Raw genomic sequence first — 25,660 nt, 5'->3', positions numbered from 1 at the left:
GATCTGTACCGCCAGCGGTACGGATCGAGGGATTCGGCGGGCGTGTCGCGACCTGGTGCCGGTGGGGTCCGCGCGCCTCGGTACTGGCGGGCCGGCGCGCTCGCTCCCGACCCGGGCCGGCGGGCCTGCGCGCTCGCTCCCGACCCGGGCCGGTGGATCGGGACGCTTCGGCCCGGGTCAGGGCCGGGCGCTCACACCTCGTCGCCGACGGTGATCGCCTCGGCCTCCTCGACCGGGGTGAGCTGGTGGTGGGTGCCGACGGCGGCGAGGTGGCGTCGGCCGATCACGAGCATGAGCATCGAGACCACGAGCGCCCCGGCGGCGAGCAGGTACGGAGCGCCGGCGGCGGTCGCGGCGGCGAGCGGCCCGGCGATGGCGGGAGCGATCGCGCCGCCGAGGAAGCGCACGCCGGAGTAGGCGGAGCTCGCGACGCCGCGGGGCAGGTCGGTCGCCTCCATGACGGTCTCGGTCAGCGCCGTGTTCATGATGCCCAGCAGCAGTCCGCCGATCACGATGAGCACGATCAGTCCGGTCATCGAGGTGTGGAAGATGCTCATGATCAGCATCAGTACCGCGAGCAGGCCGAGCACGGTCAGCAGCGTGGGGATCAGCCCGAGCTTCCGGGTGAGGACCGGGGCGACGAACACCGAGGTGATCGCGAGGCCGAGGCCCCAGCCGAAGAACACGCCGCCGATGCCGAGGGCGCCGAACTCCATCCCGTGCGCGGCGGCGGCCGCCTCGAGCGGGAAGGGCGAGTAGGCCAGCAGCGTGAAGAACGCGAAGTTGTAGAAGATCGCGGTGAGGGCGAGCGTGCGCAGCGCCGGGTGGGACAGGGCGCGCAGCGAGGCCAGCGGCGCGACGTGCGCGGGCTTGGCCTCTTTCTTCAGCAGCACCATGATCGCGAGGAAGCCGACGCCCATCAGCACGGCGGTGCCGGCGAAGGGGGCGCGCCAGGAGACGTTGCCGAGCAGTCCGCCGAGCAGCGGGCCGAGCGCCATGCCGATGCCGAGCGCGGTCTCGTAGAGGATGATCGCGCCGGCACTGGGGCCGGCGGTGGCACCGACGATCGCGGCCAGGGCCGTGGAGATGAACAGGGCGTTGCCGAGGCCCCAGCCGGCGCGCAGGCCGATGATCTCCCAGACGCCGCCTGCGCCCGCGGCGAGTGCCGCGAACAGCACCACCAGCACGAGGCCGATGAGCAGCGTGCGCTTCACCCCGATCTTCGAGGCGAACCAGCTGGTGAAGAACATGGCGATCGCGGTGATGAAGAGGTAGCTGGTGAACAGCAGCATCGCCTGCGACGGGGTGGCCTTCAGCTGGGTGCTGATCGCGGGGAGGATCGGGTCCACCAGGCCGATGCCCATGAAGGACACGGTCGCGGCGAAGGCGATCGCCCACACGGACTTGGGCTGGCGGAACGCCTCGCGCAGGGTGGGGGCGGCGTTCTGGGCGGCCGGCTTCCGCGGCGGGGGCGGCGGGGTCGTGCCCTGCGGAGCGGTCGAACCGGTGGTGTGCACGGTCATGCGGTGAGGTCCTTCGGTCGGAGGGGGACGACGGGTCGAGCCCGGAGATGGTCCGGGGGAGCGGGTCGACGTGAAGGGGGCGGGATGAGCTGCGGCGTGGAGCGGGGACGGGCTCCGGTCGGGGTCACCCGTCGTGCGAGTCGACGAGCCCGGCGAGGATCTCGGCGGCGCGCTCGAGGGTCGCGATGTCCTCGGCGGGAAGCGGCTCCAGGAGTGCGCCGACGCCTGTCGCGAGCTGGGAGCGCCAGGCGGTGAGCTGTCGGGCGCCCTGCTCCGTGGTGCTGACGAGGGAGGAGCGGGAGTCCGTCGGGTCGGGTTCCCGGCGCACCAGCCCCTCCTCCTCGAGCCGCTTGATGACGGTGGTCGCCGTGGGGCGGGAGACCCGTTCGCGGTCGGCGATCTCGCTCAGGCGCAGCGGCCCGTGACGCTCGATCGTGGCGACCACGCGCCAGGACACCGTGCCGACGCCCACCTCGGAGCGGCGTGCGGCGAGCCGGGAGAACTGGCTGCACACCAGGGCGAGGTGCTGGGGGAGCTCGCCAGGAGCGTCATCGGAAGTCATCACGACGAGTCAGAGTAGTTTGCAATGCGAACTAAAACAAGTGAGGGATGCGAACTGGTTGTGTGCGTCTCACGACGCCCGGCGCCCGGCGCCCAGTGCGACCTTGGAGCTGTTGTCTGACGTTCCATTGCGCGGAAAGGTCACACTCGGTAGACCGCGCCGACGCCGACGCCGACGCCGACGCCGACGCCGAGGTCGATGCGCCAGGGCCGGCGTTCGAGCCTCAGCGGATCACGGGATCTCCGGCGCCGCCGGCGAGCAGGGCGTCGAGGTCGCGCCGTCGCGGCGCCCCTTCCCAGTCCCCGGGAGTGGTGCAGGCCAGCGCCCCGCAGGCGTTCGCGCGGGCCAGCCGCGCGGCCACGTCGAGCCCGTCGAGCTGGGCGCTGAGGTACCCGGCTACGAAGGCGTCCCCCGCGCCGACGGTGTCGACCACGTCGACCCGATGCCCGGGAGCCTCCTGGATCTCACCGTCCGCGAGCGTGGCGCCCCCGTCGGCCCCGAGCTTCACGACCACCTGGCGGCCGTCGGCCTCCAGCGCCCGCAGCAGGGCCTGGTGGTCGGACTCGTCGGCAGCGGCAGCGGCAGCGGTGCCGACACCTGCACCGCCTGAGGCGGGGGCGATGATCGACAGCTCCTCCGGCCCGCCGAACACGATGTCGACGTGCTCGAGGATCTCGCCCAGACGCTCCGCGAGCAGTTCCCGCGATCCGAGGCGGGAGCGGTAGTTCACGTCGAGGCTGACCTGCACTCCCGCCGCGACGGCCCGATGCACGGCCGCGACATTGGTGGCATGCGCGGTCTCCGACAGCAGCGGGGTGATGCCGCTGAGGTGCAGGATGTCCGCCTGCTCGATGAGGCCGTCGGGGATGTCGTCCGGCGTGAGCGCGGAGGCGGCGGACCCGGCGCGGTAGTAGTCCACGCGCGTTGTGGTGCCGCTGGGTCGGGACTTGAGCATCAGGCCCGTCGACCGCTCCGGATCGACGGTGCAGTGCACCTCGACGCCCTCGGCGCGGATCTCCCGCATCACCCGCGTGCCCAGCGGGTCATCGCCCACCCGGCTCACCCAGGCGACGGGGATGTCGAGGCGGCGCAGGCCGATCGCGAGGTTCGACTCGGCGCCGCCCAGGGAGATGTCCACCGAGGGCAGGTGGGCGAGCGAGCCGATCGTGCCGCTGCGCATCATCGCCATGGTCTCGCCGACGGCGACCACGCGCGCGGCCGACGGGGCGGGCGACGGTGCGGCTGATGGGGCGGCCAACGCGGCAGATGCCGACGCGGCCGACGGGGCGCCGCTCATGCCCCGGCCTCGCGGGTGGTCACGCCCACGAACTGGGCGGCGCGGTCGGCGAGGGCGCCGAGGTCCCCGCCCTTGAGGGCATCGCCGAGCAGCGGGCCGCCCACGGAGACGGCGTCGGCCCCGGCCTGCAGCCAGGCGCCCGCCGCCTCGAGGTCCACGCCGCCGGAAGGGATCACGCGGATGCCCGGGAAGGGTCCGCGCAGGTCCTTGAGGTAGCCGGGACCCACGACGCTCGCCGGGAACACCTTGACCGCTGCCGCGCCGGCGGCCCAGCCCGTGTGCAGCTCGCTCGGGGTGAGGCCGCCGGGCACGATCGCGATACCGGACTCGGCGGCCGCGTCGAGGAGGTCTGCCCGGGTGATGGGGGTGACGATGTAGTGCGCGCCGAGCTCGGCCGCCCGCCGCAGGTCGGCGGGGTCGGTGACGGTGCCGATGCCGATGTCGAGCTGGTCGCCGAACCGCTCCAGCAGGTCGGGCAGCTCGTCGAGGGTGCCCGGGGTGGAGAGCGTCAGCTCGACGGAGCGGATGCCGGCGCCGGCGAGGGTCTCCAGCACGGGTGCGTACTGGTCGGCGCGCTCGCCGCGGATCACGACGATCAGGCGGGCGGCCGCGGTGCGCTCGGGAAGCGTGGGGCGTTCGGTGCGGGTCATGGCGGGCTCCTCGGGGAGGTCGGTACGGACGGGGTGGGCGGCGGGCGCGACGTGGACGACGGAGGCTACCCGCCGTGGGCGGCGGATGCGGTGGGGAAGGAGGGCCGACGCGCACAGCGCCGGCCCTGGATCCTCACAGCTCGAGCAGCACCTTGGCGGAGCGGGAGGCATCCTTCGCGGTCGCGAACGCCTCCACGGCGTCCGCGGCGGGGATGACCTGGGTGACCACGGCGTCGAAGCGGTCGTCGGCCGCGAGCACCTCGATGGCCTCGTCGATCTCGGTGTCGAAGCGCTGGGTGCCGCGCAGCTGGACCTCCTTGGCCACGAGCGCGGCGAGGTTCACGGGGATGTCCGTGTTCGGGAGGATCGCGACCTGCACGATGATCCCGGCGGGGCGCACGGCGCGCACGCCCGAGGACAGCGACACGGGGGCCGAGGAGCACTCGAGCACCACGTCGTAGGCGTTGTCCTCGGGGCTCTCCTCGGTGACCAGGATCGTCCGCGAGGCGCCCAGGGCGCTCGCCCGCTCGAGCGGCTCGGGGCGCACGTCGGTCACGTCGACGGAGGCCGCGCCGCGGTGCAGGAGGGACGCGACGGCCAGCAGACCGATCGGGCCGGAGCCCAGGACCAGGCACTTCTTGCCCGTCACGTCGCCGGCGACGGTCACGGCGTGCAGGGCGACGGCGAGCGGCTCCGCGAGCGCGCCCCGACGCAGGGGCAGCGACTCCGGGAGCCGGCGCAGGTTCGCGCGGTCGATGACCATGTACTGGGCCGCGGCGCCCTGGCGGTGCGGGGTGACGCTCGCGCTGCCCAGGTAATCGCCGCCGGGCCACAGATGCGGGCGGTCCTCGATGCCCGGCGCGCTGGCTCCGTACCGGGCCGGGTGCACGGTCACCGGGGTGCCCGGGGCGAACTCGCCGCGGGGGTCGAGGTCGACCACGGCCGAGAGCTCATGGCCCGGGATCAGGGGCTCCGTGATGACGAACGCGCCGTTCGCGCCGTGGAAGTAATAGTGCAGGTCGGAGCCGCAGATGCCGACGTACGCGATCCGCAGTCGCACCTCGTCCCCGCTCGGTTCGACGTCGGGGGCGTCCTCCCAGCGGATGTCCTCGGCAGCATGGATGGTCAGGGCCTTCATCAGCGGTTCTCCTTCAGGGAAGCGGCGAGGGCGTCGGCGGCCGCGGCGCGCGGTCCCGACGTGACGATCGTGGTGAGCAGCTCGCCGACGGCGACGACGAAGTCCTCGCGCTCGGCGAGCTGCTCGGACAGGCATCCGCTCTCGAGCAGGGCGCGGGCGTGCTCGGCCGGGGTGGTGGCGCGCGCCGCGACCTCCTGCAGACGGTCCTGATCCGGATCGCTCATCGCCCGGGCCTGCTCGCCGGGCTCGAACCCGCGCGGCGGGACGACGCAGGCGAACCAGGCGGCGACGGTGAGCGCGAGCAGCGCCGGCATCCGTCCCTGTTCGAGATGGAACAGCGCCGGGGTCGGGACCCGCTGCGGCAGCCGCATCGACCCGTCGGATCCCACCTGGCGGGTGCGATGGCCCAGGTCGTGGTTGTGCCAGCGGTGCGTGAGGTCCTCGATGTACTCCTCGACGTCGAAGCCCGAGGGGAGGTCGATCGTGGGCAGGTTCTCGCCCCGGATCAGCGCGAGCGTGGACTCCGCGATCCAGTCCTGCTCGAAGCTCGCGGGGATCGTGGCGCGGCCGTCGAGCGCACCGAGGTAGGCGATCAGTGAGTGCGGACCGTTGAGGATCCGCAGCTTGACCTGCTCGTACTTGCCCACCTCGTCCGACATGATCGCGCCGCCCAGGTCCCAGGCGGGGCGGCCTGCCGGGAAGTGGTCCTCCATCACCCACATGGAGAACTTCTCGGCGCGCACCGGGGCGCCGTCGCGCACGCCCAGCAGCTCGGCGACCTGATCGGAGGTGCCCGGGGTCGTGGCCGGGACGATGCGGTCCACCATCGCGTCGGGGAAGGCGACCTGCTCGCGCACGTAGGTCAGGACGTCCTCGGTGGCACCGGAGTGCTCGAGGAACTCGGTGACCATGCGCCGGGCCGTCTGCCCCGCGGAGGACACGTTGTCGCAGGGCAGCACGGTGAACGGCTCACCGCTGGGCGCTCGCTCGGTGAGGCCTCGGGCGAGCAGGCCGATCACGGTGCGGGGGGCGGTGGGATCCGTGAGGTCCGCGCGGATCCCGGCGGCCTCGACGTCGAGGCGGCCGGTGCGCGGGGAGACGGAGTAGCCGCCCTCGGACACGGTCAGGGTGAGGATGCGGCGGGCGGCGGTCGCGATCTCGGCCACCACAGCGCCGGGATCCTCGGCCATCACACCGAAACCGCGGTGCACATCGACCACGTCGGCGCGGGTGCCGGTATCCGCGAGCTCGAGCACGCTGTACAGGCCGTCCTGCGCGGCCATCGGGTCGACCACGGCGCGGGAGCGGTTCGCGAAGCCGATGATGCCCCAGTCGCCCTCCACGGCCTCGAGGGCACGGGCGGTGTGCACCGCGCCGTGGGCGCGATGGAAGGCGCCGAGTCCCAGGTGAATGATGCCGGCCCGAGCGGGGTCCTGAGGGGCCGAGGCGCCGAGCAGGGGCAGGCTGCGGGCGCTCGCCCGGCCGAGGGTGGGAAGGCTGTCCGAGGACGGCACGGGTTCCTCCTGGTCGTTGTCATGCACGGCTCCCGACACTGCGTTTCGACATGCGGAACGATGGTTTCGGGACTCGTAACATCCTATCAAGGCGGTCCCTGCTCACCTCGCTGCTGTCCTGTCGCGCGCCGACTACCGTGGGCAGCCTCCGCGGAGTTGTCCGCACCGACGATCAGGAGAGCAGACAGATGGCGATCACCGGAAGCCTCGATCGAGACGGTCACGACCTCGTCCTCACCCGCTCCGTGCTCGCCCCACGCGCCCGGATCTGGGACCACCTCACCCGCTCCGACCTGCTGGCGACCTGGTTCGGCACCTTCGCCGGCGATCCGACGACGGGCCGGGTGCAGGTCCTGATGAACGCCGAGCCCGGCGAGGCCTCGGCGAGCGAGTACACGATCCACGCCTGCGACGCGGGAGAGCTGCTCACCGTCAGCTCCTCGATGGGCGAGGGCACCTGGCGGCTCTCCGTCGAGCTCGACGACGCGGTCGGAGCCGACGAGGATCATGTTGCGGCGGACGCGGGGACCGAGCCGGTCACCCAGGTGCGGCTGCGCCACCATGACGTGCCGATCGACATGATCCAGCACGTGGGTCCGGGTTGGGAGTGGTACCTCGATCGGCTCGTCGGCACGGTGACCGGCGGAGACATCCCGGGCATGGAGGTCTGGGACACCCGCTACATGAGCCTCAGCGAGGACTACGCCGCACTGGCGAGGTGACGGGCCGGGCTGCGATCCGCACCTGAGGCCCGTGACCCGAGCCGACGGTCCTTGCGATCTGGCCCGCCGCCGGGACGCCGTGCGGAAGACGGTCGCACACGACGGCCTGCGGATATGGCACCCTGGCCGACCGTGGCCGCCCGACGGGCGGGTCCGTCCGTCGGACGGCTCGGCATGTCCTGCCCCCGAACGGCCCGCCTGAACGGCCCGCCCGCACTGCACGTCCGAGGAGCATCGACGATGAAGATCCGCACGGTCACCACCTATCAGGTCCCACCGCGCTGGGCGTTCGTGCGGATCGATACCGACGAGGGCGTGGTCGGCTGGGGCGAGCCGGTCGTCGAAGGGCGTGCCGCGACGGTGTGCGCGGCGGTCGAGGAGCTCAGCGACTATCTCGTGGGCAAGGACCCGGAGAACATCGAGGACCTCTGGACTGTCATGTATCGCGGCGGCTTCTACCGCGGCGGCCCGATCCTCATGAGCGCGATCGCCGGCATCGACCAGGCGCTGTGGGACATCAAGGGCCGCGCGCACGACATGCCCGTCCACCAGCTGCTGGGCGGTCGGGTCCGCGACCGCATCGGCGTCTACTCCTGGATCGGCGGCGACCGCCCCTCGGACACCGCCCGTCAGGCCAAGAACGCGGTGGAGCGGGGCTTCAGCGCGGTGAAGATGAACGGCACCGAGGAGATGCAGTTCATCGACAGCTGGGACACGGTGACCCGAGCCGTCGAGAACGTCGCCACGATCCGCGAGGCCGTCGGGGACGACATCGGGGTGGCCGTCGACTTCCACGGCCGTGTGCACGCTCCGATGGCGAAGGTGCTGCTGCGCGAGCTCGAACCGTTCCATCCGCTGTTCATCGAGGAGCCCGTGCTCAGCGAGAACCTCGACTCGGTGCTCGACGCCCTGCGCGCCACCCCGACGCCCATCGCGCTGGGGGAGCGGCTGTTCACCCGCTGGGACTTCAAGCGCGTGCTGGCCAGCGGCGCCGTCGACATCATCCAGCCCGACCCGTCCCACAGCGGCGGCATCACCGAGACCCGCAAGATCGCAGCGATGGCCGAGGCCTACGACGTCGCCCTCGCCCTGCACTGCCCGCTCGGCCCGATCGCCCTGGCCACCTGCCTGCAGATCGACGCCGGCGCCTACAACGCCTTCATCCAGGAGCAGAGCCTCGGCATCCACTACAACGAGGCCAACGACCTGCTCGACTACGTGAAGGACCGCTCCGTCTTCGCCTACGAGGACGGCATGGTGCGCATCCCGACGGGCCCGGGTCTCGGCATCGAGATCGATGAGGACTACGTGCGTGAGCGCGCTGAGATCGGCCACCGCTGGCGCAACCCCATCTGGCGCCACCGCGACGGCTCGCTCGCCGAATGGTGAGCCGACCCAGCCGCACCCCTGCTCCCGACCGCTGGCACTGACCGCTGGCATTGACCCTGTGCCGAGGACCGCCTGCGCGGACTGCCAGTGCTGATCCCTGCGCCGACCGCCCGTACTGCCCGCTGCGTTGACCGCCCGCGCTGACGACCGCCCGTGCGGAGAGAACCGCACCGACGACCTCGATCGATCTGACCATCCCGATCGATCCGACGACCCCCATCGAGCCGAGAGGACCTTCCCGTGGAACTGGACTGGATAGAAGAGACCGGATGGGAGAGCTGGCTCGGCGCCGGCGGCCTGATCACCGTCGCCGTCGTCGCCGTCGCGCTCCTGCTCGTCATGGTGATGAAGCTGAAGATCCACGCGTTCCTCGCGCTGATCATCGTCAGCCTGCTCACCGCGGTGGTGGCCGGGATCCCTGCCGGCCAGGTCGTCCCGACCATGCTCTTCGGCTTCGGCAACACCCTCTCCAACGTCGCCCTCCTGGTCGCGATCGGCGCGATGCTCGGCGCGATGGTCGAGACCTCGGGCGGCGCGCGAGCGCTCGCGGAGTGGATGATCAGGCTGTTCGGCGAGAAGCGCGCTCCCTTCGCCCTGGGCGTCGCGGCGCTCTTCATCGGCTTCCCGATCTTCATGGATGCGGCCTTCGTGCTGATGGTGCCGATCGTCTACGCCGTGGCGCGCCGCCTCGGCGGGAACCTGCTGGCCTTCGGCATCCCGGTGGCCGCGGCGCTGTCCGTGATGCATGTGTACCTGCCGCCTCACCCGGGGCCGGTCGCCGCCACCGCGTTCCTCGAGGCGAACCTGGGGTACGTGCTGCTCCTGGGCCTCGTGCTGGCCTTCCCCACCTGGTACATCTCCGGTCACCTGTGGGGGAAGGTCGTCGCGAACCGCTTCCGCATCAACGTGCCGGACGCCGCCTTCGCCGGGCTCACCGGTGACGAGGAGGAGGTCGAGAACCCGCCCGCCCCGTGGACGATCATGCTGATCCTCATCCTGCCGCTGATCCTCATCCTGCTGAACACCGGCTTCGACGCCCTCGGCAGCGTCGGAGCCGTCGATCCGGACTCGGTGGTCGTGCAGGCGATGCGGATGCTCGGCGAGACGCCGATCGCGCTGCTCATCACGGCGCTGTTCACCGTGATCGTGCTCGGCTTCCGCCGTGGCAAGAGCGGCACCACCATCGAGAAGACGATGGACAACGCCCTCGGCCCGGTCTGCGCGGTCATCCTCATCACCGGCGCCGGCGGCATGTTCGGCGGCGTCCTGCAGGCCACCGGAATCGGCGATGCGCTCGCCGCGTCGCTCTCCGAGCTCGGCATCCCGCTGATCCTGGCCGCCTACCTCATCGCCGTCGCGCTGCGCCTCGCGCAGGGTTCGGCCACCGTCGCGCTGACCACCGCTGCGGCGCTCGTCGCGCCGGGGATCATCGCCGGCGGGTTCAGCCCCTTCGAGACCGCCTGCATGGTGCTCGCCCTCGCGGCGGGCTCGGTGTTCGCCGGCCACGTCAACGACTCGGGCTTCTGGCTGGTGGGCCGACTGCTGGACATGGACGTGAAGACCACGCTGCGGGTCTGGACCGTCCAGCAGGCGATCGAATCCGTGGTCGCCTTCGCCCTGGTGCTGGTCATCTACGGGGTGGCGAGCCTGTTCTGACGGCCGACGGCCGACGGCCGACGGCACGCACGACGACCGACGGCACGCACGGAGGCCGACCGCGCGCGCGGGGGCCGACGGACACGCGAGGGGCCGACGGCGATCGCCGTCGGCCTCCCCCGCACGACGTGGCCGGCTCCCGGACGCACGTCCACGGGAGCCGGCCACGAGTCCTACTTGCTGAAGCCGGCGGTGAGCCCGCTGATCAGCTGGCGTCGGCCGGCGATGTAGAGCACCAGGATCGGCAGCGCCGAGAGCATCACGGCCGCGAGCACGGCCGGGATGTTCGTGGTGAACTCGCCCTGGTAGGCCCACAGCGACAGCGGCAGCACCCGCATCTCGGAGCTCTGCGTGAGCACCAGCGGGAACAGAAAGCCGTTCCACACCTGCAGGGCGTCGTAGATGCCGACGGTGACGATCGCGGGCTTCGCGAGCGGCAGCACCAGGCGGCGGAACATCTGCATGTCCGAGGCGCCGTCGACGGTCATGGACTCGTACAGCTCCTTGGGCACATCGCGCAGGAAGTTCGTCAGGATCAGCACGGTGATCGGGATGGCGAACGCGACGCTGGGCAGGATCAGCGCCCAGAGGGTGTCGTAGAGCCCCAGCTGCACGATCAGGTAGTAGATCGGGATGATGGTCGCCTGCAGCGGGATCGCGATGCCCATGAGGAACAGGCGCTGGCTGAAGCGGGCCATCCGGGTGCGGCTGCGCACGATCACATAGCTGGCCATCAGGGAGGACACGACCACCGCCACGACGGTCACCACGGTCACGATGACGCTGTTGGTGAAGTAGCGCAGGAAGTCGTTCTCGAGCACGTAGCGGAACGGTTCGAGGGTGAACTCGCTGGGCAGCGACAGCGGGTTGGAGCTGAAGTAGTCCTCGCGCGGGCGGATGCTGGTGATCACGATGTAGTAGATCGGCACCATGATGACCAGGAGCCAGGCGAAGCCCAGGACGCCGCCGAGGACGTTCGGATTACGGGTTCTCATCTCAGGCGCCCTCCATCTGGCTTTCCATCTTGTCCGCGCCCGAGACCTTGTTCAGCCCGAGGGAGAGCAGCAGCCCCACGACGATGAGGATCACGGCGATGACGCTCGCGGGTCCCATCTGGTACGAGCGGAAGCCGGTCAGGTACATGTCCAGCGGGAGCACCCGCGTCGCATTGCCGGGACCGCCGCCGGTGAGGATGAAGATCAGGTCGAAGTAGGTCAGCGAACCCACCAGCATCAGCGTGGAGCTGGTGACGATCGTGTACTTCAGCTGGGGCAGGGTCACGGTGAAGAACTGCCGGGTGCGCCCGGCGCCGTCGAGCGTGGCCGCCTCGTACATCGACGTCGGGATCTGTCGCACCCCGGCCTGGTAGAGCAGGGAGTGGAAGGGCACGAAGGACCAGGAGATGACCATGATCAGCGTGTAGAACGCCAGGTTCGGCGAGCCCAGCCAGTCCTGCTTCAGGAAGTCGGCGTTGAACGCTCGGGACAGGCCGAAGTTCGGGTCCAGCAGGGCCTTGAAGGCGATGCCGGTCGCCGCTGCCGAGAACAGCAGGGGCAGGAAATAGAGCACCGAGAACGCTTCGCGGTAGCGCTGGTGACCGGCCATGAAGGCCCCCAGCAGCAGGCTCAGGGGGAACTGCACGACGAAGCTCAGGGCCGTCATCAGGAAGGTCAGCTTCATCGCGTTCAGGGTGACCGGGTTCTGGAAGACCGAGAACCAGGCGTCGAAGCCGGCGAACGACGGGGTGCCCAGGCCGTCCCATGCGAAGAACGACAGCACGACCACGCCCGCGAGCGGCAGCAGGGCGAAGACGCCGAAGAACGCCAGGGCCGGCGCCAGCATCCAGTTGCTCGGCGCGGTGCGCAGGCTCTTCCGAGCGGAGGAACGGGGGGACGCCCCCGGGGAGGGCGCGCGGCCCTCTCCGGGAGCGGACGGTGCAGCGGGCTTCGAGGCGGCGGGCCGTGGTGCTGGGGACTGCGCCGCGGTCATGAGTCCAGGGTCGCGTTCATCGCGCTCACGAAGTCGGCCGGCTTCTTCTCACCGAGGAAGATCTGCGAGAGGTTCGTGAGCAGCTCCTGGGCCGGGGCCGCGGGCAGCGCCTGGTCCCACGACAGCTGGAAGTGCGGAGCGTTGGTCACCATGTCGTAGGCGAAGGACAGGAACTTCCCGTCGTCGAGGTCGGGGAGCTTGTCCTCGAGATCCTTGACAGCCGGGATCGCGCCCATGCCCAGGAAGCTGTCCACCATGTCCTCGTTGAGGTTGAACTCGTTGAGGTACTTGATGGCGAGCTCCTGCACCTCCGGGTCCGCGTCGGCGGAGACGGACCAGAAGTTGGCGGGGTTGCCGACCACGTTGGCCGGGTCGCCGGTGCCGCCGTCGGCCGCGGGGAAGTTGAGGAAGCCGAGCTTGTCGCCGGCGACGAAGTCGGGGGCGTCCTGCTTGAACGTCCCGTAGACCCAGCTGCCCTGCAGGAGCATCGCGGCCTGGCCGGTGTGGACCAGGGCCGCATCGGCGCCCGCGTCCGCGGCGACGGATCCGAAGCTCGAGCCGAAGGCGCCGGCGTCCACCAGCTGCACGATCGACTCCAGGGCGGAGGTGATCGCGGGGTCGGACCAGGCGTCGGCCTCGCCGGCGAGCACCTTCTCGAAGACCCCTTCGCCGCCGATGCGGTCGGTGAGGTACTGGATGTACATGAGCTCGGGCCACACGCTCTGGCCGGCCAGGGCGATCGGGATGACGTCCGCCGCGACGAAGGTCTCCACGGCGGTCATCAGCTCGGCCCAGGTGGTGGGAGGGGTGACGCCGTGCTTGTCGAAGAGCTCGGTGCTGTAGTACAGGACCACCGGCTGGGTGTCGTTGTTCGGGACGCCGAACTGCTTCCCGTCGACCTCGCCGACCTTGGCGATCGAGTCGATCGAGCGCGAGAGGATGTCGTCGACCTTGCCGGTGAGGTCCACGACCGACTCGTTGGCGACGTAGTCCTCGAGCGTGCCTCCGGCCCAGTTGAAGATCAGGGTCGGCGCGTTGCCGGAGCCGATCGAGGTGCGGATCTTCTCCTTGTAGGAGTCGTTCGCGAAGAACTCCACGGAGAACGGGTCGTCGGGGTTCGCCTTGTCCCAGGCGTCGAAGGACCCCTGGTAGGTGTCCTGCTTGGCGCCGGTCAGGGCCCAGACGGACAGGCTCGATGGCGAGCCGCCGCCACCGGCGGGCTTCTTGCCGCCGCTGCACGCGCTGAGGGTGACCAGGGCGGGTACGGCGATCCCGAGGCCGGCGAGAGTCGCACGGCGGGTGACAGGCTTCATTGTTGCTCCAGTTCGCAAGTTCGGCGACAACGCCGAAAAGATTTCGGAAACTTCTGTCGAGAGTGTCACGGTGTGCCCGGCCGCACTGTCAGGTCAAGCCAGTACCAGGCACCAATCGAACACCGAAAGCTGAATGAAAACACGTCGAGATGTTGACGGCATGAAAAAGCCGACGGTCGCTGTCCCGGAGGGGGCGACGACCGTCGGCAGGTGCTGTGTGCGGCGCGGGGCCGCGCGGGGTCAGGCGCCGGGCGCCCGCAGCACGCGGGCCTGTTCCTGGGCCTTCAGCGCCAGCTCCACGGCCTTGAAGGCGTGGTCCTGGGTCATGGCGTTCTCAGTGCGGTGCAGGACGTCGAGGATGAGCTCGCCGAAGAACGGGTAGCCCACCTTGCCGGTGGCATCGATGCGATGCTCGCCCTCGCCGTCGACCAGGATCACCTGGCCGCCGCCGTTGTCGGTGGTGACGTCGACGTACTTGCGCAGCTCCATGTAGCCCTCGGTGCCGAGGATGAACGTACGGCCGTCGCCCCAGGTGCGCAGCCCGGCCGGGGTGAACCAGTCCACGCGCACGAAGCCGGAGGCGCCGGAGGACAGGGCGATGTGGGCATCGCCGTAGTCGTCGAGCTCCGGATGGTCCGGGTGGCCGAAGTTGCCGATCGAGCTCGAGAGGATCTCGGCGTCGTCCGAACCGGTGAAGGTGAGCATCTGCTCGAAGTTGTGCGAGCCGATATCGGTGAGGATGCCGCCGTAGCGAGCACGCTCGAAGAACCAGTCCGGGCGGGTGGAGGGGTCGCCCATGCGGTGCGGGCCCATGCCCTGGACCTGGATGACCTCACCGATCGCCCCGCGGTCGATGTACTGGCCGGCGAGCACCGCGGCCTCGACGTGCAGGCGCTCGGAGTAATACACCATGTACTTCTTGCCGGTGCGCTCCACGGCGGCCTTGGCCTCGGCCAGCTGGTCGAGGGTGGTCAGCGGGGTCTTGTCGGTGAAGTAGTCCTTGCCGGCCTCCATGACGCGGATGCCCAGCGCGGCGCGGTCCGCGGGCACGGCCGCGGCGGCGACCAGCAGCACCTCGTCATCAGTGAAGATCTCCTCTTCGCTGCCGGCGATCTGCACCCCGGGGAACTGCTCGGCGAAGGCGTCGGCCCGTTCGGGCTGGGGGTCGTAGACCCACTTCGGGGTGCCGCCGGCGCCGATCAGGCCCTGCGTCATCCCTCCGATGTGGCCGTGGTCGAGATGCATGACGGCGAAGACGAACTCGCCGGGCTCGACGACAGGCTTCGGCATCGCAGCGGGGGCGTAGTTGGCTCCTTCGGAGACAGCCATGGGGGTCCTTTCAACGGGGTGGTCAGGAAGAGTGGTGGCGGGGTCGGGAGCCGCTGTTAGGAGGAGCCGCCCACGGTGATGGCGCCGTCCAGCGCACCCACCGAGGCGCTCTTCTCGAAGAAGTGCGGGGCCCGCTCCACGAGGGTGCCGGAGCGGTAGTAGGGGTCCTCCGGGGCGAGCGGCAGGTCGATGGTGCGGCGCTCGATGGCGGAGGCGTAGATCGCGGTGACCAGCTCGACCGCCCTTCGGCCGTCCTCGCCGGTGATCATCGACTCCGTGCCGGCCTCGATCGCGGTGATCACGTCGCGCAGCTGGGCGGCGTGCCCGGTGTGCTCGAGCGGCGGGACCGAGGCCGCGAAAGCCTCGAGCTCATCGGTGAGCGGGGGATTCCCGTCCGGCGTGGGGAAGCCGTTGGGCTGGGCGGTCTCGGCGACCACCTCCCACGGCTGGGAGACACGCGCCCGCTCGCCCTGGACCACGATCTCCTGGCGCTGGCCGTGGTGCACGACCGAGCTGGTCAGCTCCGCCAGGCCGCGCTCGTACTGCAGGATCGCGACGGAGAGGTCCTCGACCTCGGCGTTGGCGTGGGCGGCGTTGGTCATCATCGCGACCACCGCCTGCGGGGTCCCCAGCAGCCACAGGGCGAGGTCGATGTGGTGGATCGCGTGGTTCAGGGTGCAGCCGCCGCCCTCGGAGGCCCAGGTGCCCCGCCACCACAGGTCGTAGTAGGAGGTGCCGCGCCACCACTCCGAGGCGATCCGGGTGTGGGCGACGGGGCCGATCTTCCCGCTGTCGAGCACCGCCTTCAGCCGCATCATCTCGGTGCGGAACCGGTTCTGCGCGATGGCCGAGAGCAGCTTCCCGCTGCGTCGCTGCGCCTCGAGCATCGCATCGCAGTCCTCGAGCGAGGGCGCCATCGGTTTCTCGACGATCACGTGCACGCCGGCCTCGAGCGCCTGCACCGTCACGGGTCGATGGGCCGACGGGGGAGTCGTCACGGAGACGAGGTCGAGATCCTCGGCCGCGAGCAGTTCGCCGACATCGGCGTAGGTGCGGGCGTCGGTGAGACCGAAGCGCTCGCGCGCCTCCTCCGCCTTCTCGACCGTGAGATCGGCCAGCGCCACGACGCGCACCTGGTCGGCGGCGTCGAGATAGGCGCGGAGGTGGGCGTCGGCGATGGAGCCAGTACCGATGACAGCGACATTGAGCATGGGTGATGCCTTTCCAGCAGGGGGCATGCTGTGAAGTGTCCTGCACCACGCCCCGTGCGGCAGGCATGTGCCGGATGTTGCCAGGGACCCGGGCGCTCTGGGGAACGCGCTTGCTACCGTTCTGACGTGGACATCTTCTCCCAGACCTGGTCGGCCCTGTGCACCGCGGTCGCCGCCCTCCCGGACGAGGCGTTCGACGAGCCCTCCGGCTGTCGCGGCTGGCGGGTGCGCGACCTCGTCTCCCACCTGGTGATCGACGCGCAGGATCTGCTGATCACCCTCTCCACCCCGGCGGACACGGCCCCCAGCCACGACGCCCTCAGCTACTGGACGCCCTCGGCCACCCCGCCGGACGGCACCGCCCCCGGAGATGCGCTCGTCGTACGGCTCGCCGCGGCATACGAGGACCCTGCCCTGCTGCGCGCACATCTCGACGACCTCGGCGCCGCCGCAGGCCGGGCCGCGCAGCTCGCCCATCCCGAGCTGCCGGTGGCCACCCAGGGGATGACGCTCACCGTGCGGGACTACCTCGGGGCGTACGTCCTGGAGGCGGTGCTGCACCACCTGGACCTGGCCGCGCATCTCCCGTCCGTCGGCCTCCCGAGCACGGAGAGCCTGGCGGCGGCCCGCGAGATGGTCGAGCGCCGCCTGCGGGTCCGGCTGCCCGCGCGCTGGGAGGACGCCGACGCGCTCCGCGTCGCGACCGGACGGCGGCCCGCCACCGCCGAGGAGCGCGCCGAGCTGGACGCGCTCGGTGCGAGAGGCCAGATGCTGCCGCTGTCGTTCGGCTGAGCGCGCACCGTCGGCCGTCCCGTCGTCGCCTCGTTCTGCCGTGCCGTCGTCCCGTCGTCTCGTCGTCGCCTCGTCCTGCCGTGACCTCTTCCCGTCGTGACCTCGGACATCTCCGATTCCCGGGCGGGCGGGCCGCGACTATCGTGGAGGGCCACTCCACACTGCGGTGCCCGCGCTCCACGCGCACCGGCCCGGTGCGCCCTGCCGGGCCCTGGAAAGGTTCACCGTGATCGACGTCCTCGAGGGGAGCCCGCTCCTCACGCTGTTCCTGGTCGTCGCCTCGGGAGCCGTGCTCGGAGCGATCCCCTTCGGCCGCGTGCGCTTCGGCGCCGCCGGCGCCCTGTTCACCGGCCTCGCCCTCTCGGCGGCCGCCCCGCATCTCGGCGCCGGGATGGACATCGTGCAGTCCCTGGGCCTGGCCCTGTTCGTGTACACCGTCGGGATCTCCGCCGGCGCCGCGTTCTTCAGCTCTCTGAGCAAGCAGCTGCCGCTGCTGGCCGCCGCCACAGCGAGCACCGTCCTCGCCGCCGTCGCCACGATCGTGCTGAGCCGCCTGCTCGGCCTCGCGCAGGACCTCTCGCTGGGCCTGTTCACCGGTGCGCTCACCGCCGCCCCGGCCCTGGATGCCGCCGGTCGCGTGACCGGCACGTCGGCCCCGTCGGTCGGCTACGCCTTCGGGTATCCGATCGGCGTGATCGTGGGGATCGTGCTGGTTTCCACCGTGGTCTCCCGCAGCTGGCCCGGCCGCAAGGACACCCCGGCGCTCGCCGGGACCAGCCTGGACTCCACCACCGTGCGGGTGCTGCATCCGGTGAACCTGCGCGACGTCCCGCAGTGGCACGAGCAGCAGGTGCGCTTCTCCTACCTGCGCCGCGACGGCCGCGTGCGCGTGATCGTGCCGGGGGAGGACCTCCTGGCAGGTGACGAGGTGGTCGCCGTGGGCATGCCCGAGGCGGTCGATGCCGTCACCGAGGTGCTCGGGGAGCGCAGCGACCGCCACGTCGCCCATGACCGCTCGCTCGTGGAGTTCACCCGCCTCACCGTGTCCAACCCCGATCTGGCCTCGCGGTCGATCGCCGAGCTGAACCTGCCGGTGCGCTTCGGGGCCGTGGTCACCCGCGTGCGGCGCGGCGACCTCGAGCTGCTGGCCCGCGACGACCTGGTGCTCGAGCCCGGGGACCGCATCGCCGTGGTCGTGGACCGCTCCAAGCTCGACGACGTCCATGCGCTGCTCGGAGACTCCGACCGCAAGGCCAGCGAGCTCGACGTGCTCTCCCTGGGCCTCGGGCTGGTGCTCGGCTTCGCACTGGGCCTGGTCACCCTGCCGATGCCCGGCGGCGGCAGCTTCTCCCTGGGGCCTGCCGCCGGGCCGCTCCTGGTGGGCATGGTGCTGGGCGCCCTGCGCCGCACCGGTCCCGTGGTGTGGGCCCTGCCCGGCAGCGCCAACATCACGCTGCGCCAGCTGGGCCTGCTGCTCTTCCTCGCCGGCCTGGGCCTGACCGCAGGGCCGGATGTCGCCGCGGTGCTCACCTCGCCCGACGCGTGGCGGGCCGCCGCGCTCTCGGCGATCATCGCCGTGCTGAGCTGTGTCGTGCTGCTGGTCGCCGCCCGCTGGATCCTGGACCTCTCCGCCCCGCGCGCGGCCGGCGCCGTCGCCGGGTTCCTCGGACAGCCCGCGGTGCTGGATGCCGCGAACTCCAAGAAGGCCGACGAGCGCATCGAGACCGCCTACGCCACGCTCTTCGCCTTCTCCATCGTCGTGAAGATCGTGCTGGTCCCGGTCATCTGGAACCTCTGAGCGGTCGCAGCGGCACGGCCTGGCACATAGACCGTGCCGCTGACGGACCAGATGCTCAGGCGGTGACGCGGACGTCCTGCAGCTCGACCGCCTCGGGACGGGCCACGGTGCTGGCGACCTCGACGCGGGCGCCGCTGCGCGCCGATTCGAGCACCGCGTTCATCACCTCGAGCACGTGCTGGCCGAGCTCGCCGCTGGCTCGCAGCGCCTCGCCGCGCACGGCCATGTCCTGCAACCCGATGCCGCGCGCGACGCCCTCGTAGCCGCCGGTCACGGGCAGGGTCTCCCAGTCCTCGCCGCCCAGCCGCTTGACCTCGACGTCGCCGTCGAAGCGGTTGGGATCCGGCACGGCGAGCGAGCCGGTGGTGCCATGGACCTCGATCGGATGGGCCGCGGTCGCGACGCCGTCGAAGCTCATGATGAGCGTGGTGAGCGCGCCGCTCTCATGGACCAGCACGCCGGTGACGTGCGTTTCCGTGGTGACGGGGATGATCTCGCCCTCGCGGGGGCCCGAGCCGATGGTGCGCTCGGTGCGCAGGCGGCTGCCCGCCCCGATCACCTCGGCGACCGGACCCAGCAGGGTGACCAGGGAGTGGATGTAGTACGGACCCATGTCCAGCAGGGGGCCGCCGCCGGGCACGTAGTAGAAGTCCGGCTGAGGGTGCCAGCGCTCGTGGCCCGGCGTGACCATGGTGGCCACGGCCGCGATCGGGGTGCCGATCTCGCCGGCGTCGATCGCGACCCGGGCGGTCTGGGTGCCGGTGCCGAGCACGGTGTCCGGCGCGCTCCCGGTGAGCACCCCGGCCTGGCGCGCCGCAGCGAGAACCTCGGCGCCCTCCTCGGTGGTCACCGCGAACGGCTTCTCCGAGTAGACGTTCTTCCCGCCGGCGATCGCCCGCAGGTCCACGTCGGCGTGCGCCGCGGGGATGGTGAGGTTCAGGACCGTGTCCACCTCGGGGTCGGCGAGGAGCTCGTCGACGCTCAGCACGCGCACACCCTCCCGCCCCTCGGCGGCGGCCTCGGCGCGGGCGGGATCGAGATCCGCGACCGCGACGAGCTGCACGTCCGGCAGCTCGTCGAAGCTCGCCAGGTACTGCCGCGAGATGACCCCGCAGCCGATCATGCCGATCCGCATCGGCGCTGCCGCCGCGCTCATCGGGTGGCTCCGTGCGCATCGTCCGAGCGCTCGACGCCCTGTGCGGTCGCGGCGTGTCCGCCGGTGCGGTGCTCGCCGTAGGGCTGCTCGCTGCCGCGCGCCGCCCACAGCAGGCCGCGCTCGATCACCGTGCGCACGTTCTCGTCCTCGAGCACCTCGACCCGGTGCCCGGGGGTGGAGACGAAGATCCGGCCCTCGCCCCACTGGCGCGTCCAGAGCGCCGGGGAGGTGAGCGGGCGGTCCCACGGGTCCCACTCGCGCACCTTCTGCGTGGTGGTCGCGAGCACGTCGATGTAGTCGTCGCTGAGCACCCAGTACTGCTCGGTGACCAGGTCGAAGTCGCTGATGCCCCGGGTGATCGGGTGCTCGGCGGCGGCCGGCAGCATGTTCACCGTGTAGGGCACGTAGTTGTCGGCCTGCTCGCCCGTGCGCTCATCGGGGTGCTTGCCGGGGTGGCAGCCGAACTGGCCGCCGATCAGGGTGAGGTAGTCGGAGTTGTTGCGGTAGCTGTCGGCGATGCCGCCGTGCCAGCCGGCCAGACCGGTGCCCGCCTCGACGGCCGCGCGCAGCCCCTCGAACTCCTCCTTCTCGATGGTGTTCATGGTGTTGCACTGGAGGATGAGATCGACCGTGGCCATGTACTCGGCGTCGGCATAGACCGCGGGAGAGTCCTCGATCCGTACCGTGAAGCCGTTCTCCTCGAGGAAGGGGATGAACAGGTCGGTCGCCTCGACCGGCTGGTGCCCGTCCCAGCCGCCGCGGACCACGAGGGCCGTGCGGTCGCTCGGCGGGGCGACGACGAAGGTGCTGGTCGAGGCGGTCGTCTGGGGGTCTGTCATCGGGTGCGCTCCTGCGACGTGGTGGTCTGTGAGGTCTGTGCGGTGGTGTCGGGGGCCGACGGGTCGACACCCCGCCAGCGGGAGCCGTCGGCCGAACTGGCCTCGACGGCGGCGAGGACGCGCTGCACCTGCAGCGCCTCCTCGAAGGAGGGGGAGGGGTCGGTGCCCTCGCCGATCGCCCGCACCAGGTCCGCGATCTCGTGCGTGAAGGTGTGCTCGTAGCCCAGGCCGTGGCCCGTGGGCCACCAGGCCGCGGCATAGGGATGCTCCGGCTCGGTGGTGAGCACGCGGGTGAAGCCCTGCCGGCCGGCGTCGGCCGTGGCGTCGTAGATCTCCAGCTCGTTCATGCGCTCGAAGTCGAAGGCGATCGATCCCGTCGAGCCGTTGATCTCCACGCGCATGGCGTTCTTGCGGCCCTGCGCCATGCGGGTCGCCTCGAAGGAGCCGAGCACCCCGCTGTCGAAGCGGGCGGTGAACAGGGCGACGTCGTCGACGGTGACCTGCTGGCGCTCGCCGGAGAGGTCGCCCTTGCCGCCGAGACCCTGCATGTCCCCGGCCGCGGGACGGGTGGGGACGACGGTCTCGAGGATGCCGGAGACCGCGGTGATGTCCTGGCCGGAGATCCACTGGGCGAGGTCGATGATGTGGGCGCCGATGTCGCCGAGCGCGCCGGAGCCGGCCTTGTCCTTGTCCAGGCGCCAGGTCATCGGGGCGTCGGCGTCGGAGAGCCAGTCCTGCAGGTACTGAGCACGGACCTGGCGGATCTCGCCCACCGCCCCCTCGGCGACGAGCTGGCGCGCGTAGGCCAGCGCCGGGGTGCGGCGGTAGGAGAAGCCGCAGATGCTGCGGATGCCGCGGCTGCTCGCCTCGGTCGCTGCGGCGGCCATCTCCGCCGATTCCTCGACCGAGTTGGCGAGCGGCTTCTCGCACAGCACGTGCTTGCCGGCGGCGAGGGCGGCCATCGCGATCTCGAAGTGTGTGTCACCAGGGGTGCAGATGTCGATGACGTCGATCTCGGGATCCTCGACGAGGTCCTGCCACCGGGTGGTGGTCTGCTCGAAGCCGTAGCGCTCGGCGGCCGCGACCAGGGCGCTCTCGGTGCGCCCGGCGAGGGTGCGCAGCACGGGGGTCAGCGGGAGGTCGAAGAAACGGTGGGCGGTGCGCCAGGCGTGGGAATGGGCGGCACCCATGAAGCCGTAGCCGACCATGCCGACGCGCAGCGGTCGGGGGGAAGGGGATGGGGCGGTCACTGCTGGTGTCACGACTCCTCGAAGAGCGGATGGTGGGGCGGGACCGGGGCCGTCCGGAACGGGTGCTCCGGACACTCCTGGCGGCCGACGAGCAGGTGGCGCAGGGTCGTGGTGGTGGTCTGCGCTCGGTGTCGACGGTGTCGACGGTGACTCGGAGAGGCCTCGGGGCGAGGCGGACCGGCCCTGGTAAGGGTCTTTAACTTATAAAGGGAACGGCGGCGGGTCAAGAGCGGCTCGCGCCATGGCGCGGCCGGGACCGGGCCCGTCGTCGGCGGGAGTCAGGTCATTTGCTGGAGCCGGCCGTCATGCCGCTGACCAGGTACCGGCGACCGAAGGCGTAGAGCAGGATGATCGGGATGGACGAGAGGATCACGGCGGCCATGACCACCGGGACGTTCGTGGCGTACTCGCCCTGGAAGCTCCACAGCGCCAGGGGCAGCGTGCGCTTGTCCGGGCTCTGGGTGAGGATCAGCGGGAACAGGAAGCCGTTCCATGACATGAGCGCCTGGTAGACGGCCACCGTGACGATCGCCGGCTGGCAGATGGGCAGCGCGAGGCGCCACATCTTCTGCCACTCGGTGCAGCCGTCGATGTCCATCGCCTCGAACAGCTCGCGCGGCACGTCCCGCAGCGCGTTGGAGATGATCAGGACGCTCAGCGGCAGGCCGAAGGCGATGCCCGGCAGCATGAGCGCGACGAGGGAGTCGTACATGTGCATCCGGATGATCAACAGGTAGATCGGGACGATCGTGGCCTGCACCGGGATAGCCAGGCCCAGCAGGAACAGGCTCCGCACGGGGCCGAAGAAGCGATGGCCGCTGCGCACGATCGAGAACGACGCCATGAAGGCCATCCCGACCAGGGGGATCACCGTCCCGAGCGCCACGAGCACGCTGTTGAGCAGGTACATCGTGAAGTCCGCTTCGAGCACCGCGGTGAAGTTCTCGACCGCGAGCTTCGGCGAGGGCATCACCGGGTTCGATCCGAAGTAGGTGTTGATCGACTTCAGGCTCGTGATCACGACGAAGTAGAGAGGCAGGATGGCGATGACCAGCCAGAGCCAGCCGAAAGTGCCTCCGATCCAGTTCCTTCTCATCTCACGCTCCTTCCATCTGGCTGGCGGAGGCATCCTTGCCGCCGAGCCGCTGCACCGCGAGCGCCAGGCCCAGTCCGATGACCACGAGGATCACGGCCAGGCTGCTCGCGACGCCCATCTCGTTGCCGCGGAATCCGGTGAGGTACATGTCCAGCGGCAGGATCCGGGTGGACTTGCCGGGCCCGCCCTGGGTGAGCACGAAGATGATGTCGAAGTAGGTCAGGGCGCCCACCACCATCAGCGTCGAGCTGGTGATCAGCGTGTACTTGAGCTGGGGCAGGGTGATCGAGAAGAACTGCCGCACCCGCCCGGCCCCGTCGATCTGTGCCGCCTCGTACATCGTCTGCGGGATCTGCCGCACGGCTCCCTGGTAGATCAGCGTGTGGAAGGGGATGAACTGCCACGCGATGATCGCCAGCAGCACGATCCACACGAGCGTGGAGTCCCCGAGCCAGTTCTGCTTGAGGAAGCCCAGGTTCAGCCCGCTGGGGATGCCGAAGTTCGGGTCCAGCAGCGACTTGAAGGTGATCGCGATGGCCGCGGAGGAGAGCAGCATCGGCAGGAAGTACAGCACCGCGAGGACGTTGCGGTACTTCTGCTGCCCGGCGAGGAAGGTGCCCAGCAGGATGCTCAGCGGGGTCTGCAGCAGCCAGGTGGCCGCGATCATGAAGAGCACCAGCAGCAGACCGTGCCAGGTGGTCTCGCGCGTCAGCGCGTCCTTCCAGCTGACGAGCCCCGTGAACTCGATCGCGCCGATGCCGTTCCATGACGTGAAGGACAGCACCACCACGCCGAGCAGCGGCAGCACCGCGAAGACCAGGAAGAAGAGCAGGGCGGGGAGGGCGAAGAGCACGTGGGAGGTCATCAGTCGCTCCCGCCGCGTTCGCCAGGCCGTCGACGGACTCTCGGCGGCGCCCTGCCCGGGCGCGCGGCGGCGCCCGGGCATCGACGTGACCGCCGTCGGATCGGCGGAGGACACCATGCTCAGGCCTCCAGGGTGGCGTTCATGTTCTCGGCGAATTGCTCGGGAGAGAGCTTCCCGAGGAACAGCTGCTCGGTGTTGACCAGGAGCTCCTCGGCCGCGGTGGGCTGCAGCGCCTGGTCCCAGGACTGGGTGAAGGAGGGGGCGTCCTGCATCGAGGTGTAGACCCACTGCAGGTAGTCGGCGTCGTCGCTCGCGGCGAGGGCCTCGTCCTGGCCCTTCACGACGGGGACCGAGCCGGACTCGATGAGCGCCTCCGAGACGGCGTCGGTCATGAGCCCCTCGGCGAAGAAGGCCTTCGCGACCGTTTTCTGCTCGTCGGTCGCCGTGGAGGACAGCGAGACGTAGCCGGCGGGGTTGCCCACGAGGTTCGTGAGCTCGCCCTTGCCGCCCTCGATCGTGGGGAAGGGCCCGTAGCCGAGACGGCCGTCCTGGACGAACGAGCCGCCCCCGGACTTCATGCCGCCGTAGGTCCAACCGCCGTGGAGCATCAGCGCGGCCTTGTCGGACCACATGAGCGCCTGGTCGGTGTTGGAGTCGGCGGCCATGGACTCGAAGCCCTCCACGAAGGCCTTCGCCTCCAGGAGCTCCTCGACCTTCTTGCCCATCTCGACCACGGCGTCGTCGAGCCAGGAATCCGGCTCCCCGGCGGCGATCTTCGCGAACACGTCCGGGCCGCCCACGCGATCCAGGAGGTACTCGATCCACATCATCGAGGTCCACCGCGACTGGCCGGCGAGCGAGATGGGGGCGACGCCTGCGGAGTGCGCCTTCTCGATGGCGCCCAGGAGATCCTCCCAGCTCTCGGGGGCCTCGGCGCCGATGTCCTCGAGCACGGTCTTGTTGTGGAACAGGATGATCGGCTGGGCGGCGCCCGTGGGCATCGCGTAGACCTGCTCGTCGACGGTGGCCGCGGCCCAGACCGACTCGATGAACCTGTCTTTGACGTCGGTGTTCTCGCCGAGCCAGTCGGTGAGATCGTCGACCTGCTCCTCCTCGGCATAGGTGCGCAGGCCGCCGCCGCCCCAGCCGGTGATGACGGTGGGCGCCTCACCGGCACCGATCGCGGTGCGGATCTTCTGCTTGTAGGCGTCGTTCTGGAAGAACGTCAGCTCGATCGTGCCCTTGTCGAGCTCGTTGAACGCGGTGACGGTGTCCTTGGTGATGGTCTCGTTCGGCTCGCCGCTGAGGGCCCAGTAGCCGGCGGAGTCGCCGCCACCACCGCCCCCGGAGCCCCCGGGGCCCGAGGTCCCGCAGGCGGCGAGGCTGAGTGCGGAGAGCCCTGCGGCGGCGCCCAAGGCGGACCGGCGAGAAAGCTGGATGTTCTTCATGACCTACTCCTGATGTCGACGGTGACGGGGTGCAGCGGCCAGTGGGTGTGACGGGACTCACCGGGGTAAGTGTCGCTAACTTACAAACCGGGGGGCGTGCGGTCAAGACGGGATGCGCAATCG

General features: G+C 70.6%; 22 protein-coding genes. 5 read left to right on the top strand and 17 right to left on the bottom strand.

The annotated features are described in order from the left end of the window. Window positions 1-191 precede the first annotated feature (191 nt). The 6 genes from ACT3UL_RS06830 to ACT3UL_RS06805 form a co-directional block, all read right to left on the bottom strand. Window positions 192-1,523 carry an MFS transporter gene (locus tag ACT3UL_RS06830; protein ID WP_444577369.1) on the bottom strand — a complete coding sequence of 444 codons (1,332 nt, stop codon included), beginning with the start codon at window positions 1,521-1,523 and terminating at the stop codon, window positions 192-194. A gap of 124 nt (window positions 1,524-1,647) precedes the next feature. Next, window positions 1,648-2,085: a MarR family winged helix-turn-helix transcriptional regulator gene (locus tag ACT3UL_RS06825; RefSeq protein WP_443416157.1), complete on the bottom strand. Its 438-nt coding sequence runs from the start codon at window positions 2,083-2,085 to the stop codon at window positions 1,648-1,650. A gap of 223 nt (window positions 2,086-2,308) precedes the next feature. Continuing rightward, on the bottom strand, window positions 2,309-3,382 hold the full coding sequence (locus ACT3UL_RS06820) for a sugar kinase (RefSeq protein WP_444577367.1): 1,074 nt from the start codon (window positions 3,380-3,382) through the stop codon (window positions 2,309-2,311). Further along, entirely contained in the window at window positions 3,379-4,032 is a 654-nt protein-coding gene (locus ACT3UL_RS06815) for a bifunctional 4-hydroxy-2-oxoglutarate aldolase/2-dehydro-3-deoxy-phosphogluconate aldolase (RefSeq protein ID WP_443351753.1), read from the bottom strand. The genes ACT3UL_RS06820 and ACT3UL_RS06815 overlap by 4 nt, the downstream gene beginning before the upstream one ends. A gap of 133 nt (window positions 4,033-4,165) precedes the next feature. Continuing rightward, the gene (locus ACT3UL_RS06810) at window positions 4,166-5,170 is read right to left on the bottom strand and encodes an L-idonate 5-dehydrogenase (protein ID WP_444577365.1); all 1,005 of its coding nucleotides are present in this window, start codon (window positions 5,168-5,170) and stop codon (window positions 4,166-4,168) included. After that, window positions 5,170-6,684, bottom strand: a complete 1,515-nt coding sequence (locus ACT3UL_RS06805; RefSeq protein WP_444577363.1) for a mannitol dehydrogenase family protein — start codon at window positions 6,682-6,684, stop codon at window positions 5,170-5,172. The genes ACT3UL_RS06810 and ACT3UL_RS06805 overlap by 1 nt, the downstream gene beginning before the upstream one ends. 188 nt (window positions 6,685-6,872) lie before the next feature. On the opposite strand from ACT3UL_RS06805, the gene ACT3UL_RS06800 reads away from it, so the two are divergent. The 3 genes from ACT3UL_RS06800 (at window position 6,873) to ACT3UL_RS06790 (ending at window position 10,451) form a co-directional block, all read left to right on the top strand. Continuing rightward, on the top strand, window positions 6,873-7,406 hold the full coding sequence (locus ACT3UL_RS06800) for an SRPBCC domain-containing protein (RefSeq protein ID WP_444577362.1): 534 nt from the start codon (window positions 6,873-6,875) through the stop codon (window positions 7,404-7,406). A gap of 240 nt (window positions 7,407-7,646) precedes the next feature. Further along, entirely contained in the window at window positions 7,647-8,795 is a 1,149-nt protein-coding gene (gene dgoD / locus ACT3UL_RS06795; RefSeq protein WP_444577361.1) for a galactonate dehydratase, read from the top strand. 246 nt (window positions 8,796-9,041) lie between these two features. Then, on the top strand, window positions 9,042-10,451 hold the full coding sequence (locus ACT3UL_RS06790; RefSeq protein WP_444577534.1) for a GntP family permease: 1,410 nt from the start codon (window positions 9,042-9,044) through the stop codon (window positions 10,449-10,451). A gap of 173 nt (window positions 10,452-10,624) precedes the next feature. Here ACT3UL_RS06790 and ACT3UL_RS06785 read toward each other — a convergent pair whose 3' ends face one another. The 5 genes from ACT3UL_RS06785 to ACT3UL_RS06765 all read right to left on the bottom strand — a co-directional run bounded on the left by ACT3UL_RS06785 (window position 10,625) and on the right by ACT3UL_RS06765 (window position 16,320). After that, entirely contained in the window at window positions 10,625-11,446 is an 822-nt protein-coding gene (locus tag ACT3UL_RS06785) for a carbohydrate ABC transporter permease (RefSeq protein WP_193118681.1), read from the bottom strand. Between the two features lies 1 nt (window position 11,447). Continuing rightward, complete coding sequence (locus ACT3UL_RS06780; protein WP_444577532.1) at window positions 11,448-12,293, bottom strand: carbohydrate ABC transporter permease; 846 nt, start codon at window positions 12,291-12,293, stop codon at window positions 11,448-11,450. Window positions 12,294-12,436: 143 nt separating this feature from the next. After that, window positions 12,437-13,753 carry an extracellular solute-binding protein gene (locus ACT3UL_RS06775; protein ID WP_443404179.1) on the bottom strand — a complete coding sequence of 439 codons (1,317 nt, stop codon included), beginning with the start codon at window positions 13,751-13,753 and terminating at the stop codon, window positions 12,437-12,439. Between the two features lie 240 nt (window positions 13,754-13,993). Next, window positions 13,994-15,082 (bottom strand): Gfo/Idh/MocA family protein, encoded by a 1,089-nt coding sequence (locus ACT3UL_RS06770; protein ID WP_444577359.1) that lies wholly within the window; start codon window positions 15,080-15,082, stop codon window positions 13,994-13,996. Window positions 15,083-15,138: 56 nt separating this feature from the next. Then, the gene (locus ACT3UL_RS06765) at window positions 15,139-16,320 is read right to left on the bottom strand and encodes a Gfo/Idh/MocA family protein (protein ID WP_444577357.1); all 1,182 of its coding nucleotides are present in this window, start codon (window positions 16,318-16,320) and stop codon (window positions 15,139-15,141) included. Window positions 16,321-16,419: 99 nt separating this feature from the next. Between ACT3UL_RS06765 and ACT3UL_RS06760 the strand changes: the two genes are divergently transcribed. Both ACT3UL_RS06760 and ACT3UL_RS06755 read left to right on the top strand, forming a co-directional pair. Next, the gene (locus tag ACT3UL_RS06760; protein ID WP_444577356.1) at window positions 16,420-17,085 is read left to right on the top strand and encodes a maleylpyruvate isomerase N-terminal domain-containing protein; all 666 of its coding nucleotides are present in this window, start codon (window positions 16,420-16,422) and stop codon (window positions 17,083-17,085) included. Window positions 17,086-17,311: 226 nt separating this feature from the next. Continuing rightward, window positions 17,312-18,883 (top strand): aspartate:alanine exchanger family transporter, encoded by a 1,572-nt coding sequence (locus ACT3UL_RS06755; RefSeq protein WP_444577355.1) that lies wholly within the window; start codon window positions 17,312-17,314, stop codon window positions 18,881-18,883. Between the two features lie 55 nt (window positions 18,884-18,938). On the opposite strand, the gene ACT3UL_RS06750 is transcribed toward ACT3UL_RS06755, so the two are convergent. From ACT3UL_RS06750 to ACT3UL_RS06725, 6 genes are all read right to left on the bottom strand, one after another. After that, the gene (locus ACT3UL_RS06750) at window positions 18,939-20,018 is read right to left on the bottom strand and encodes a Gfo/Idh/MocA family protein (RefSeq protein ID WP_443336719.1); all 1,080 of its coding nucleotides are present in this window, start codon (window positions 20,016-20,018) and stop codon (window positions 18,939-18,941) included. A 17-nt stretch (window positions 20,019-20,035) separates the two neighbouring features. Further along, a complete protein-coding gene (locus ACT3UL_RS06745) occupies window positions 20,036-20,878 on the bottom strand; it encodes a ThuA domain-containing protein (protein ID WP_444577353.1) in 843 nt (280 codons plus the stop codon). Beyond that, window positions 20,875-22,086, bottom strand: a complete 1,212-nt coding sequence (locus ACT3UL_RS06740; protein ID WP_444577530.1) for a Gfo/Idh/MocA family protein — start codon at window positions 22,084-22,086, stop codon at window positions 20,875-20,877. Before ACT3UL_RS06740 ends, ACT3UL_RS06745 begins: the two co-directional genes overlap by 4 nt. Before the next feature lie 325 nt (window positions 22,087-22,411). Further along, window positions 22,412-23,224: a carbohydrate ABC transporter permease gene (locus ACT3UL_RS06735; RefSeq protein ID WP_441448515.1), complete on the bottom strand. Its 813-nt coding sequence runs from the start codon at window positions 23,222-23,224 to the stop codon at window positions 22,412-22,414. Between the two features lies 1 nt (window position 23,225). Continuing rightward, window positions 23,226-24,089 (bottom strand): carbohydrate ABC transporter permease, encoded by an 864-nt coding sequence (locus ACT3UL_RS06730; protein WP_444577351.1) that lies wholly within the window; start codon window positions 24,087-24,089, stop codon window positions 23,226-23,228. A 119-nt stretch (window positions 24,090-24,208) separates the two neighbouring features. Then, a complete protein-coding gene (locus ACT3UL_RS06725) occupies window positions 24,209-25,537 on the bottom strand; it encodes an extracellular solute-binding protein (RefSeq protein WP_444577349.1) in 1,329 nt (442 codons plus the stop codon). Window positions 25,538-25,660: the final 123 nt, after the last annotated feature.

The organism is Brachybacterium sp. 107 (assembly GCF_052379725.1).
In the GTDB taxonomy this organism is placed as follows: domain Bacteria; phylum Actinomycetota; class Actinomycetes; order Actinomycetales; family Dermabacteraceae; genus Brachybacterium.
The sequence above is the reverse complement of the archived record's forward strand: the minus strand, read 5'-3'. Positions and strand labels throughout refer to the sequence as shown.

Bases quoted from the DNA above. Each gene is read 5' to 3' on its own strand.
- ACT3UL_RS06830 (WP_444577369.1), bottom strand. From the start codon at position 1,523: ATGACCGTGCACACCACCGGTTCGACCGCTCCGCAGGGCACGACCCCG.
- ACT3UL_RS06825 (WP_443416157.1), bottom strand. From the start codon at position 2,085: ATGACTTCCGATGACGCTCCTGGCGAGCTCCCCCAGCACCTCGCCCTG.
- ACT3UL_RS06820 (WP_444577367.1), bottom strand. From the start codon at position 3,382: ATGAGCGGCGCCCCGTCGGCCGCGTCGGCATCTGCCGCGTTGGCCGCC.
- ACT3UL_RS06815 (WP_443351753.1), bottom strand. From the start codon at position 4,032: ATGACCCGCACCGAACGCCCCACGCTTCCCGAGCGCACCGCGGCCGCC.
- ACT3UL_RS06810 (WP_444577365.1), bottom strand. From the start codon at position 5,170: ATGAAGGCCCTGACCATCCATGCTGCCGAGGACATCCGCTGGGAGGAC.
- ACT3UL_RS06800 (WP_444577362.1), top strand. From the start codon at position 6,873: ATGGCGATCACCGGAAGCCTCGATCGAGACGGTCACGACCTCGTCCTC.
- dgoD (WP_444577361.1), top strand. From the start codon at position 7,647: ATGAAGATCCGCACGGTCACCACCTATCAGGTCCCACCGCGCTGGGCG.
- ACT3UL_RS06785 (WP_193118681.1), bottom strand. From the start codon at position 11,446: ATGAGAACCCGTAATCCGAACGTCCTCGGCGGCGTCCTGGGCTTCGCC.
- ACT3UL_RS06780 (WP_444577532.1), bottom strand. From the start codon at position 12,293: ATGCTGGCGCCGGCCCTGGCGTTCTTCGGCGTCTTCGCCCTGCTGCCG.
- ACT3UL_RS06775 (WP_443404179.1), bottom strand. From the start codon at position 13,753: ATGAAGCCTGTCACCCGCCGTGCGACTCTCGCCGGCCTCGGGATCGCC.
- ACT3UL_RS06770 (WP_444577359.1), bottom strand. From the start codon at position 15,082: ATGGCTGTCTCCGAAGGAGCCAACTACGCCCCCGCTGCGATGCCGAAG.
- ACT3UL_RS06765 (WP_444577357.1), bottom strand. From the start codon at position 16,320: ATGCCCCCTGCTGGAAAGGCATCACCCATGCTCAATGTCGCTGTCATC.
- ACT3UL_RS06750 (WP_443336719.1), bottom strand. From the start codon at position 20,018: ATGCGGATCGGCATGATCGGCTGCGGGGTCATCTCGCGGCAGTACCTG.
- ACT3UL_RS06745 (WP_444577353.1), bottom strand. From the start codon at position 20,878: ATGACAGACCCCCAGACGACCGCCTCGACCAGCACCTTCGTCGTCGCC.
- ACT3UL_RS06740 (WP_444577530.1), bottom strand. From the start codon at position 22,086: ATGGTCGGCTACGGCTTCATGGGTGCCGCCCATTCCCACGCCTGGCGC.
- ACT3UL_RS06735 (WP_441448515.1), bottom strand. From the start codon at position 23,224: ATGAGAAGGAACTGGATCGGAGGCACTTTCGGCTGGCTCTGGCTGGTC.
- ACT3UL_RS06730 (WP_444577351.1), bottom strand. From the start codon at position 24,089: ATGACCTCCCACGTGCTCTTCGCCCTCCCCGCCCTGCTCTTCTTCCTG.
- ACT3UL_RS06725 (WP_444577349.1), bottom strand. From the start codon at position 25,537: ATGAAGAACATCCAGCTTTCTCGCCGGTCCGCCTTGGGCGCCGCCGCA.